This is a genomic window from Pseudomonas sp. 39004, from assembly GCF_028682155.1.
Lineage (GTDB): Bacteria > Pseudomonadota > Gammaproteobacteria > Pseudomonadales > Pseudomonadaceae > Aquipseudomonas > Aquipseudomonas capeferrum.
Map to the genome: position 1 here is coordinate 1 of NZ_JANIAG010000152.1, position 13,684 is coordinate 13,684.

Below are 13,684 nucleotides of genomic sequence, written 5' to 3' on the forward strand. Positions count from 1 at the left end.
CCTCAACGAAAGGTTGCAGCTTTGAACCTGGGCGATCCACTCGCCGACACGCTGTTCCGGACGGGGCGCTCCGATCACTGGCAAGGTATTGATGAACAGGCCGATCTGCGCTTCAACACCAGGCAGCTCTGCCGGTCGGCCCGCTACCGTGGCGCCAAAGCAGACGCTGGACTGGCCTGTATAGCGCTGCAACAGCAGCAGCCAGGCCGATTGCACCAGGGTGTTGACGGTGACCCGGTTGGCGCGGGCAAAGGCTTCGATCCGTGCGGTCTGTTCAGCATCGAAGGCCTGGCGATGATCGCCATGACCTGCGCCATCGCGGTCTGCGCTACCGGCAATGGCCTGAGCCAGGCGGGTCGGTTCGTCGAGCCCTGCCAGTTGGCCTTTCCAGAAGGTTTCGGCAACTGCCGCATCCTGACATTGCAGCCAGGCGATGTAATCCCGGTAGTGAGTCGCGTGGAACTCCGTCGCCGCACGCGCATAACGCTGCAGCACTTCGCCCAGCAAACGCGAGGTGCTCCAGCCGTCCATGAGGATATGGTGGTTGGTATAGATCAGGTGGTGACGGTCATCGTCGATACGCACCAGCATCAGGCGCAGTAGCGCCGCTTCATCAAGCGCAAAACCACGTTGGCGCTCTTCATCGGCCAATGCTTGCAGCGCCGTCTCCAGCGCGGGCTTGCCGCGCCAGTCACGCTCGCTGAACGGCAGCGCCACCTGCTTTCGGACCACCTGCATGGCCTGGTCCAGGTCACCTTGCCAGACGAAACCGGTGCGCAGTATGTCGTGCGCATCCAAGGCAGCCTGCCAAGCCTGCTTGAAACGCTGTACATCCAGCCCATCCACGTCCACACGCAACTGATTGATGTAGTTACCGGCCTGCTGGTCGTAGAGCGTGTGGAACAACATACCCTGCTGCATCGGCGACAACGGATAGACATCGGCGATCGAAGCCGCCGCCACGGTCAGGTTGTCCAATTGTGCCTGGCTCAACCGTGCCAAGGGGAAGTCCGATGGGGTGAACCCACGGTGTTCAGACACGCAGCAATGGGCAATCAGAGCCTTGAGCTCTTCGGCGTACTCGTCGGCCAGGCGTTGGACTGTCGACTCATCGAACAACGCTGTGCTGAAGGTCCAGCCAAGCTTGAGTTCCCCTCCATACACCTGGCCGTTGATAGCCAGCACGTTGCTCAGTGGCGCTGCCTGGTCATGGGTGTCACCGCTGTACTCTTTAGCAGGCACGAACAACCCTGCCTCATCGCCAAAGCTACCGTCGAACTGGCCCAAGTAGTTGAAGACAACCTCACCTTGCGGCAACCGCTCCAGTGCCTGCCTGTGTTCGTCACGCCCCAGGAACCGCAGCGCGCCATAACCAATGCCCTTTTCGGGCACCGCGCGCAGTTGTTCCTTGATGGCTTTGACCGAGTCGGCCATCCCGGCGCTCGGGGTCAACTTCACCGGATAGACACTGGTGAACCACCCGACGGTACGGGTCAGATCGATATCCTCGAACACATCTTCCCGTCCATGCCCTTCCAGCCGAACAACTACTTCTGGCTGCCCTATCCAACGCGTAAGCACCCGCGCCAATGCGGTCAGCAACAGGTCGTTGATCTGCGTGCGATAGGCCGCTGGCGCGTCCTGCAAGAGCTGACGGGTGCTGGTCTTATCCAGGCGGGTGGCCACCGAGGCGGCATACCTGACCAGGTTTTCGCCTCCCGGGTAATCCACAGGCAACGAAGTGTCTCGAGCCGTTTGCAGGCTACCTTGCCAATAGCTCACCTCATGCTCAAGTGCGGTGCTATTGGCGTAGGCCTGCATGCGTTGAGCCCAGGCCTGGAACGAACTGGTCTTGGCCGGCAAGCTTGGCGCTTGGCCGGAGCGGAGCGACGCATAGGCCTGTTGCAGGTCTTCCAGCAATACCCGCCACGAAACACCGTCCACGACCAGGTGGTGGATCACCAGCAGCAACCGCTGGCTACCATCTGGCAGCAAAGCCAGCACGGCTCGCAACAACGGCCCTTGCTTTAGGTCGAGGCTGCATTGCGCCTCGTTGGCGAGCCCTTGCAGCGCGTCGGCGTCGGCCAGCGTACGGGTCCACAACACCCTTTGCGGCTCTGCCGTACCGAATCTGGCTGACCAGTTGCCAGCTGATGGTGCGAACTGCAAGCGCAGCGCATCGTGATGCACTAGCAACGCCTGCAAAGCCGCTTCCAGTTGATCCGCGTCCAGCACTGTACGCGGCGTGAGAAGCAGCGACTGGTTCCAGTGATGGCGCTCGGGGATATCCGCCTCGAAGAATCGACGCTGAATCGGGGTCAGCAGCATGTCGCCAAGCACAAGGCCCTGGTCGATGCTCAAGCCTGCCGACAGCCGGGCGACCGATGCCAGTCCTTGTACCGTCTGGTGTTCGAACAGTTCCTTGGGGGTGAACTGAATCCCTGCTTGCCGCGCTCGGCTGACCACTTGCAAGGAAATGATCGAGTCGCCGCCCAACTCGAAGAAGTTGTCGGCCAACCCCACCTTGTCCAGTTTCAATACGTCCGCCCAGATCGCTGCAATCGTTCGCTGCAGGTCCGTTTGCGGTTCGATGTAGGCCTGCTGCAACAGGCTGGCATCCGCTTGTGGAAGGGCCTTGCGGTCCAGTTTGCCATTCGGTGACAGCGGCAGTTTATCCAGGAACAGCAGGTGTGCTGGCACCATGTACTCAGGCAATGCCGCCTTGAGTTCGACACGCAGGGCGTCACGCAGCGTTGACTGGGCATCAAGGCCGCCTTGCATCACCGATGGCTCGGCCGGCACGACATAACCCACCAGTTGGCTCCCATGCGGCCCTGGCTGAGCCAATACCACGGCTTGACGCACCCCCGACAACCCCTGCAGGCGCGCTTCGATTTCACCCAGTTCGATACGGAAACCGCGAATTTTCACCTGATGGTCGATACGCCCGACGTATTCGACGACCCCATCTACACGGTAGCGCGCCAGATCACCTGTGCGGTACAGGCGTTCACCCTCCGGCTTGCCAAACGGATCGGGGATGAAACGCTCTGCCGAAAGCTGGGCCTTGCGGTGATAGCCACGCGCCAGGGCTCGACCACCGATGTAGAGCTCGCCACACACACCTACAGGTACCGGATTAAGGCCCGAATCGAGGATATGGATGCGCGTATCAGGAAGCGCCTTGCCGATTTCTACATCACCCTGCCGGACGCCCAAGCGCTCACTGTGGGTCGCGTTGATCGTCGCCTCGACCGGACCATAACGGTTGTAGATCGCCACGTGCGGCAAGCGCTCCAAGGCCCTGTTGAGCAGGTCATGGGTAATGGCCTCGCCACCGGAGAACAATCGCTTGAGGCTATCGCAGCGAGCAACATGCTCCGCTTCAAGGAAGCTTTTGAGCATCGACGGTATGAAGTGCAACGTCGTGACGCCATGGGCGCGGATCAGGTCGATCAGAAGCGCTGGGTCACGCTGATCGCCCTGACGCGCCAGCAACACCTTGGCACCGCACGTCAACGGCCAGAGCAACTCCCACACAGAGACATCGAAGCTGAACGATGTTTTTTGCAGGACCACATCGTGCTCGCTGAGTCCATACGTATTCTGCATCCAGATCAGGCGCCCACAGAGCGCTTGCTGATCAACGCCTGCACCTTTCGGTTTGCCAGTCGATCCAGACGTGTAGATAACGTAGGCCAGGTTCTGCGCAACACTGGTTTGCGTCAGGTTCTCGCCTGGATAACCTGCGATTTCATCTGCTCGGTCGACGACCACGCAGTGCATCCCTGTCGGAACCGGCACGTGCTCAAGCGATGATTGCTGCGTCAGCAACAGGCGCACATCACTGTCTTCGAGCATGTAGGCCAGCCGGTCCTGCGGGTAATCCGGATCGAGCGGCACATAGGCGCCGCCAGCCTTGAGAATCGCCAACAACCCCACCACCATCTCCAGGCTGCGGTCCATGGCGATGCCCACCAGCACATCCGGGCCTACGCCAAGCTCACGCAACTTGCCTGCCAGTTGATTGGCCTTGCGGTTCAGCTCGGCATAGCTCAACGATTGCGCCTCGAATAGCACTGCCACGGCATCAGGCGTGCGTGCGACCTGCGCTTCGATCAACTGGCTGACACTGCGTTCATCGTCGCTGGCGGCAGCCTGGCAATTCCATTCCGATACCATCAAGCGCCATGCCTGCGGATCAAGCAGAGGCAGGTCGCCCAGTGCCGTGGAGGCATCTTCAACGAGCGCCTCAAGCAGGTTGGCGAAGTGGCTGGCGACCCCTTCGATGGCCTGCGTACTCCACAGTGTTCGATCATGGGTGTAACGCACGGACAGTACATTGCCGAGCCCGATTGCCACGCTCAGTGGATAGTTGGTCTGCTCACGATTGGCCACTTCACCAAACTGCAAACCGGCTGGCGCGCCTTGCTGGAGCGCTTCGGACACCGGGTAGCTCTCGAACACCAGCAGGTTGTCGAACAGTGCCTCGCCCCCCAGGCCTGCCCAGCGCTGAACTTCGTACAGCGGGGTGTGCTCGAACTCGCGCAAGGCAAGGTTGCTCGCCTGCACCTGGCTGATCCACTGCGCCACGGTCTGCTCAACTCGAGGAGAGCCGATCACAGGCAGCGTGTTGATGAACAGGCCGATCTGTTCCTCGACACCTGGCAGATCCGCCGGTCGCCCTGCCACGGTAGCGCCGAAGCAGACGGTCGATTGCCCCGTATAGCGATGCAGAAGAAGCATCCACGCAGATTGCATCAGCGTATTGACCGTGACACGGTTGGCCCGGGCGAACGCTTCGATACGTGTTGTCTGCTCGCGGTCGAAAACCTGATGGAAGGCGGCGTGACCAGATGCCTGATCACCCGGCGCCATGCGTATGGCATGCACCAGGCGCGTCGGTTGTTCCAGCGCCGTCAACTGGCCCTTCCAGAATGTTTCAGCGGCAACCGAATCCTGGCGCTGCAACCAAGCGATGTATTCGCGGTAATGCGCAGTCTGGGTCGGCAGAGCCTGGCCTGCATAGCGCTGCAGCACTTCCCCCAACAGACGCGAGGTACTCCATCCATCCATCAGGATGTGATGATGGGTGCAGATCAGGTGATATCGATCGTCGCCAGTACGCACCAACACCAGGCGCAGCAAGGGCGCTGCATCCAGCACGAAACCACGCTGCCGCTCGCTTTCGGCCAACACCTCCAGCGCCTTATCATCTGCCGGCTGATTGCGCCAATCCTGTTCAGTGAACGGCAATTCGACGTGCTTGTGCACGATCTGCACCGCGTGGTCCAAGTCGCCCTGCCAGACAAAGCCGGTTCGCAGAATATCGTACGCAGCTAGCGCGCCCTGCCAGGCATGCCTGAAGCGCTCCACGTCCAACCCTGTCACGTCCACACGCAACTGGTTGATGTAGTTGCCTGCCGACTGCTCGTACAGCGTATGGAACAGCATGCCCTGCTGCATGGGCGCCAACGGGTAGATATCGGCAATCTCGGCTGCAGGTACCGGCAGCTTGTCCAGTTCGGCCTGGCTCAAGTTGGCCAGAGGGAAGTCCGATGGTGTAACCCCACGATTCGCCGTCTGGCAGCAGTGGGTGATCAGCGCTTTGAGCTCTTGGGCGTACTCTTCGGCCAACCGCTGAATGGTCGACTCGTTGAACAGTTCGCGGCTGAAGGTCCACCCCATCTTCAGCTCGCCAGCGTAAACCTGCCCGTTCAATGCCAACAGGCTACCCAATGGCGCATCGTCGCTTTGATTGGCCCCGCCGTACTCCTTGGCAGGCGTGAAGACGCTGCCTTCTTCCTGGAAACTGCCGTCGAATTGCCCCAGGTAGTTGAAGACAATTTCGCCCTGCGGCAGGTTATCCAGAACCTGCCGACCGTCATCGCTGCCAAGATAGCGCAGCAGCCCGTAACCAATACCTTTGTTGGGTACTGCCCGCAGTTGTTCCTTGATGACTTTGATCGAGCTATCCAGTTGCGCCTGAGCGCTCAGGTTCACCGGATAGATACTGGTGAACCAGCCCACGGTGCGTGTCAGGTCCAGGTCGTCGAACACGTCCTCACGGCCATGTCCTTCAAGGCGTACCAGCACGTTGGAGCGCCCGGTCCAACGTGCCACCACCCGCGCCAGCGCTGCAAGCAGCAGGTCGTTGATCTGGGTACGGTAGGCCATGGGCGCTTCATGCAGAAGCTTGCGGGTCCACTGCGCGTCCAGATGGGTGCTCGCATAGGCGGCGTGACTTACTTGATTGCCACCTTGCTGATGATCACGGGGCAAATCATCGTCAGCATGTTGCAGTTGCGCGTGCCAGTAGGTCAGCTCCTTGGCCAGATCGGCACTCTTGGCATAAGCCTGCAGGCGTTCGGCCCACGCCTTGTATGCGCTGGTCTTGGCAGGCAGTTCGGCAGGCTGGCCGGCCGAGGCTGCCATGTAGGCCTGCTGCAGGTCCTCCAGCAGCACGCGCCATGACACACCGTCAACGACCAGGTGATGGACGACCAATAGCAGTCGCTGTTCACCCTGCGGCAGCGTGCCCAGTAGCACCCGTACCAACGGGCCGCCGAGCGCGAAACTGCGCTGCGCCTCACCGGCTGCGTGCAAAAGCGAGTCCATGTCGCTAAACGAGCGATCCCACAGGATGCCCTGCGTATCGACCTCATTGAACGTGCCTTGCCACTGTCCGTCTGCCTGATCGAAACCAAGGCGCAGGGCGTCATGCTGCTGCAGCACGTGTTGCAGCGCCGTAGCCAGATGCTGCGGATCAATGCTCACGCTTGGTGCCAGCAGCACCGACTGGTTCCAGTGGTGAGGTTGCGCCATCGCCTGATCGAAGAACCAGTGCTGAACCGGAGTCAGCGGCGTGGTGCCGGTGACTGCACCCTGGTCGATGACAACGTTGTCCGCACACCGGGCAACCGAAGCCAAACCTTGTACAGTCTGGTATTGGAACAGTTGCTTGGGCGTGAAGTGGATGCCCGCCTGGCGCGCACGGCTGACCACCTGCAAGGAAATGATCGAGTCGCCACCGAGTTCGAAGAAGTTGTCGGTAAGCCCTACCTTGTCCAGTTTCAACACGCCGGCCCAGACAGCCGCAATATCCCGCTCCAGTTCAGTACGAGGTTCAAGGTATTCAACTTGGAACAGGCTGATATCGGGCTGCGGTAATGCCTTGCGATCCAGCTTGCCATTCGGGGTCAGCGGCAGCGCCTCAAGGAATACCAACTGCGCTGGCACCATGTAATCCGGCAGGGTTTGCTTGAGCTGGCCACGCAGCGCATCGCGCAGCGCTGATTGCCGCGCGGGGGTGGCCATCACGGTATCGTCGGCCGGCACCACATAACCTACCAGCTGTTTGCCAGTTGGGCCGTCCTGAGCCAACAGGACCGCTTCGCGGACAGCCTCCTGAGCCTGCAGTCGTGACTCGATCTCCCCCAGTTCGATACGGAACCCGCGGATCTTCACCTGATGATCGATGCGACCCGCGTACTCGATCAGCCCATTGTCCTGATAACGGGCAAGGTCGCCGGTGCGGTACATCCTGCCGCCGCCCTGCTCATCGAACGGATCAGGAATGAAGCGTTCGGCCGTCAACCCAGGGCGGCCGAGATAGCCCCGTGCCAACCCAGCACCGGCCATGTACAACTCACCGTTTACCCCTACCGGTACCGGCGCGACGGCCTCACTCAGCAGATAAACCGCACTGTTGGCAATCGGCCGGCCGATGTTCGCCCTGCCATTGGCGCAACGCAGGGTAAAGGTGGAGTAGGTGGTGTCCTCGGAGGGGCCGTACAGGTCATAAACCTGCTGCACATGCCCGGTCGCATACAACTCGTCGACCAGCGACTGCTTCAGCGCCTCCCCAGCAAGGTTGATGGTGCGCACGGTCGCCGGCAGTTCGCCGGTCTCAAGCAGCATCTTGATCGCCGATGGCACGGTGTTGACCAGACGCACCCGGTCTTTGGCCGCCAGGTGCGGCAGCTCGAGGGCGTTGGCAGCGAGCACCGCGTAGCCTCCAGCCGACAGCGTGACGAACAGCTCCCACACCGACAGGTCGAAACAGATCGAAGTAGATGCCAGCACACCACACAGGTCCTGCTGGCTATAGACCGTCAGCGCCCAGCCAATCAGCGCCGTTACGTTTCGATGCTCGATCAACACGCCCTTGGGTTTGCCCGTGGACCCGGAGGTGTAGATGCTGTAGGCCAGATTGCCCGGTTCGGTCATGCAGACCGGATCGGTTACCGGGTAGCTCTCCAGCGACAACTGATCGAGCAACAAGGTCCGGGCATGAAACGCTTCAGGCATGCGCGCAAGCAGGTGCGACTGGGACAGCAGCAAGATCGACTGGCTGTCCTCGAGCATGTACTCGATACGGTCCTGCGGGTACTCAGGGTCGAGCGGCAGATAGGCGCCACCCGCCTTCAGGATCGCCAGCAGGCCAACTACCATTTCGGGGCTGCGCTCCATGGCGATGCCCACCAGCACATCCGGCCCCACCCCCTGCTCGCGAAGTCTGTGTGCCAACTGGTTGGCCCGTTGATTCAGCGCCGTATAGCTCAGCACCTGCTCGCCGAACAGCAATGCCGGCGCATCGGGTGACACCTTGACCTGGGCCTCGAACAACTGGTGCAGGCTGCGTTCGGCAGGGTAATCGGCTTGGGTGCTGTTCCAGTCTTTGATGACCAACTGCTGTTCGTGCGGGCTCAGCATTGCCAAGCCAGCAACAGGCTGGTGCGGCTGCCCTGCGATGCTGACGAGCAAGTTCAACCAGTGCCCTGCCATGCGCTCGACGGTGGCCGTATCGAACAGATCGGTCGCATACGTCAATGCCGCGCTGATACCGGCTTCGTGCTCGAACGTGTCCAGTGCCAGGTCGAACTTGGCCACGTGGCTGTCCGAGGCGATCTCTTCCATCACCAGGCCAGGCAGGTTACGCCCTTCACCCTTTTTGGTCTCGGTCTGGTGGTTGTACATCACCTGGAACAATGGGCTGTGGCTGAGGCTGCGCTCTGGCTGCAAGGCCTCGACCAGTTGTTCGAACGGCAAGTCCTGGTGCGCCTGTGCGCCCAGTGCACGTTTCCTGACCTGCTCCAGCAGCTCGGTAAAGGTGGTGCTCAGTTCGAATTCGGCACGCAGTACCTGGGTATTGACGAAGAAGCCCGCCAGGCGCTCCGTCTCCGCACGGTTGCGGTTGGCGATCGGCACACCCACGCGGATATCCGCCTGCCCGGAGTAACGGTGCAACAGCGTTTGAAAGCTGGCGAGCAACAGCATGAAGGGTGTCACGCCCTGCTGCTGTGCCAATTGCTTGAGCGAACCGACCAGTTCCCCGCCCAACGGGATTTCCAGCCGTGCGCCTTGCTGGCTGTAGACCGCCGGGCGCGGGCGATCAGTCGGCAGCTCCAGCACCGGCTGCTGGTCGCCCAACTGCTCTTTCCAGTAGGCCAGTTGCCGGTCCTGTTCACCGGCCTGCATCCAGGCCCGCTGCCAGATGGCATAGTCGGCGTACTGGATCGCCAGCGTCGGCAACAGCACGTCGCGGCCTTGGCTGTAGCCCTCATAGAGCCTGACCAGGTCATCCACCATCACCGGCAAGGACCATCCGTCCGCCACGATGTGGTGCAACGTCAGTGTGAGCACGTGCTCTTGCGCCCCCAACTGCAGCAGCCTGGCCCGCATCAGCGGCCCATGCTCCAGATCGAAGGGTTGCTGGGCCTCATCTTCCAGGCTGGCACGAACACCGCTCGGCGCTGTGGCCTCGACAGCCTCCACAACCAGCTCGAACGGCATGTGCGGATGAATGACCTGTACGGTCTGCTCGCCCTCCAACCGGAAGGTAGTGCGCAACGTTTCGTGGCGGGCGATCAACGACTCGAAGCTGCGCTGCAAAGCGGCGATATCCAGCGCACCGGTGAACTTCAAGGCAGCGGGAATGTTGTAGGCAGAACTTTGCGGCTCAAGCTGCCAAAGAAACCACTGCCGCTGCTGAGCGAAGGAAAGCGGAACCTGGTCAAAATCAGCACGGCTTTGTGGGATCGGCAACTGCGCAAGGCTCATGCCTTTCGATGCGAGCTTTTCAAGAAACAGCTTGCGCTGCGGCAGGGGCAGGCCAATGAAGCGTTTTACCAGTTCCATGTTTCTGTTATCCGTTTGCATCTCAAACTGCCTCAAGCTCGCTCATGAAGTCCTGAAGGTCGTCCAGGTCCGCATCGGTATTGGTATTCAAGCCACTGATCATGGCTGCGTATGCCTGCAGGTTTTCCGCCTGGAACAGCAAGGCGAGCGGCAGGTTGATGCCCAGCTCAACCTGCAGGCGAGCCATCACCTGGGTCGCCAGCAAGGAGTGGCCACCCAATTCAAAGAAGTTGTCGTAAAGGCCCACTTTGTCCAGCTTCAGCACATCGGCCCAGATCGCCGCAATCCGCTGCTCCAATGCACTTTGCGGCGCAGTGAACTGGCCCTGCAGCAGGCTGGCATCCGGTTGCGGCAGCGCCTTGCGATCCAACTTTCCGTTGCCGGTCAGCGGCAAGCTGGCCAGGAACAGCACATGAGCCGGCACCATGTAGTCCGGCAGGCTTGCCTTGAGCGCTTCGCGCAGGGAACCCCGCAGAAGAACCTGGCTTTCGAGGCTGTCCAGGACCGAGCTGTCACCCGGCACCACATACCCCACTAACTGCTTGCCTTGCGGGCCATCCTGAGCCAGCACCACGCCCTGACGCACAGCGCCCTGCTCCTGCAGGCGTGCTTCGATCTCACCCAGTTCGATACGGAAACCACGAATCTTCACCTGGTGATCAATTCGCCCCAGGTAGTCGATTACGCCATCACCGCCATAGCGGGCCAAATCGCCCGAGCGGTACAGGCGACCACCCTGGCTATCGAAGGGGTTCGGCACGAAACGCTCAGCCGTCAACGCTGGACGACCGTGATAGCCACGCGCAAGGCCATCCTGGCCAATCATCAGTTCACCGTGGCTGCCTGGCACGATCGTGTTCAAGGTGCCGTCGAGCAAGTAGCAACTCAGGTCTGGAATGACCTCGCCAATGGGGCTGCTGCCAACATTCTTGAGATCATCCAGGCTGATCGGCCGGTAGGTCACATGCACCGTCGTCTCGGTGATGCCATACATGTTGATCAGGCGTGGCTGACGGTCGCCGAATACGTCGAACCATGGCTTGAGGCTGCTCACATCAAGCGCCTCACCGCCAAACACCACATACCGCAATGCCAACTGGCTGCCGCCTCGCGCGGCTTCGCAGGCAAGTGGAATCAGTTGCTGGAATGCCGATGGCGTCTGGTTCAGCACCGTTACCTGCTCGCTGACCAACAACGCATGGAAATCCTGCGAAGAACGCGCCACGTCTCGCGGCACGATGACCGCCTTGCCGCCATACAGCAGCGCGCCGTACAGCTCCCACACGGAAAAATCGAACGCGTAGGAGTGGAACACCGTCCACACGTCACTGGCATCGAAGCGGAACCACTCCTGGGTGGCCGCGAACAAACGCGCCACGTTATGGTGCGTCAACAGCGCCCCTTTGGGCTTGCCAGTGGACCCGGAGGTGTAGATCACGTATGCCAGGTTCTGCGGCGATACCACGCCAGCCAGGTTGGCTTCGCTGTAGTCGGCCAGTGCCGTGTCATCCAGATTCAGGCTTTGGATGCCTGCCGGAATGGGCAAGGCGTCACGCAAGTGGCTTTGGGTCAGCAACAAGCCGATGCCACTGTCCTCGAACAGGTAAGCGAGGCGATCCTGGGGGGACTCCGGGTCCAGCGGCACATAGGCGCCGCCCGCCTTGAGGATGCCGAGCAGGCCCACGACCATGTCCAGACTGCGCTCTACGGCAAGCCCCACCAGCACGTCGGGCCCCACGCCCAGTTCGCGCAGCTTGTGCGCCAGGCGGTTGGCGCGGCGGTTCAATTCGCCGTAGCTGAGTGTCTGAGCGCCAAAACTCACGGCGGGTGAACCAGGCGATAACTCGACCTGGGCTTCGATCAACTGATGGAGCGTGTGCTCGCTGGGGAATTTCGTCGGGTTGCGGTTCCAGTCCTGAACGATCCGAGCCTGCTCATGCTCTGCCAACAGAGGCAGGTCGGTAATGCGCTGCTCTGGTTCGCGGACGATCCCCTGCAGCAGCTTCAGCCAATGATTGGCCATGTGTTCGATGGTCTTGGCCTCGAACAGGTCGGTGGCATAGGTCAGTGCAGCACTGATGCCTTGCTCATGCTCGAAGGTGTCCAGGGTCAGGTCGAACTTGGCCGTGTGGCTGTCCCAGGCCAGCTCTTCCATTTCCAGGCCCGGCAAACTGCGGCGCTCGCCTTTGGCCTGGGTCTGGTGGTTGTACATCACTTGGAACAGAGGGCTGTGGCTGAGGTTGCGTTCGGTCTGCAGGGCCTCCACCAGCTGTTCGAACGGCAGGTCCTGATGCGCCTGAGCGCCTAGCGCACGCTGCTTGACCTGTTGCAGCAGCTGATTGAAGGTCATCTGCAGGTCGAATTCGGCGCGCAGCACCTGGGTGTTGACGAAGAAGCCGATCAGCCGCTCGGTCTCGACCCGGTTACGGTTGGCGACCGGCACACCGACGCGGATGTCGGACTGCCCGCTGTAGCGGTGCAGCAATGCCTGGAAGCTGGCCAACAACACCATGAAGGGTGTGGCGCCCTGTTGCTGGGCCAATTGCTTCAGCGCGCCAGCCAACGTGTTGTCGATGGCCACGGTAACTCGGGCGCCCTGATAGCTGCTTATCGCTGGCCGCGGCCGATCGGCAGGCAGCGCCAGCACGGGTTGCTCGTCACCGAGTTGCGCCGTCCAGTAGGCCAGCTGTCGCGCCTGCTCGCCGGCCTCCATCCAGTTACGCTGCCAGGTGGCGTAGTCGGCGTACTGCACCGGCAGCACAGGCAGGTCCACCGCCTGCCCTTGGCTGTAGCCGTGGTAGAGCTGCACCAGCTCATTGATCATCACGGGCATCGACCAACCGTCGGACACGATGTGGTGCAGGGTCAGCACCAGCACATGTTCGTCCTGTGCCAGGCCCAGCAACTTCACCCGCAGCAGCGGGCCGGTTTGCAGGTCGAAGGGCAGATGAGCTTCGTGCTCGACATGACCACGCACGCTGGCGTCATCGGTCTGCTCCAACTGCTCGAACATCAACTTGAAGGGGCTGTGCGGATGGACCACCTGCACGGCCTGCTCCCCTTCCAGGCGGAACGTGGTGCGCAGGGTCTCATGACGGGCGATCAAAGCCTCGAAGCTACGCTGCAGGGCCGCCGTGTCCAAATGCCCTTTGAAGCGCAGGACGGACGAGAGGTTGTACGCGGTACCCACCTCGCCCAGCTGTGACAGTATCCATAGCCGCTGCTGGGCATAGGAAAGCAGTACCGGCGCTTCTGGATCCCTCGGGAAGATCGGCGTGACCCCATACAGGTTGACGCCTTGTTTCTTGAGCAAGGCTGCCAACGCCTTACGTTTTTGGGTGGACAACGATACGACTGTATCGAGCAGCTCTTGCACAGGGAATCTCCTAAGAAATCAGCTCTTCAATTTCCTCCGTAGTTAGACGATTGAGCACTGCCAAGGATTTAGGCCCCCCTCGTGCACGATTCCAGTAGGAGCGGCCTTGCGTCGCGAAAGGGCTGCGTAGCGGCCCCTGGGTCTCAGCTTCGCCGCATAGATTGCTGG

Annotated in this window: 2 protein-coding genes; both read right to left on the bottom strand. The window is 61.1% G+C overall.

Translation table 11 applies throughout. From position 1 onward, the window contains the following. Window positions 1-10,140, bottom strand: a 10,140-nt coding sequence (locus NP534_RS21270) for a non-ribosomal peptide synthetase (RefSeq protein ID WP_274100012.1), incomplete at its 3' end; no start/stop codon positions are given. 22 nt (window positions 10,141-10,162) lie between these two features. Beyond that, window positions 10,163-13,516 (bottom strand): amino acid adenylation domain-containing protein, encoded by a 3,354-nt coding sequence (locus NP534_RS21275; protein ID WP_337994327.1) that lies wholly within the window; start codon window positions 13,514-13,516, stop codon window positions 10,163-10,165. Window positions 13,517-13,684: the final 168 nt, after the last annotated feature.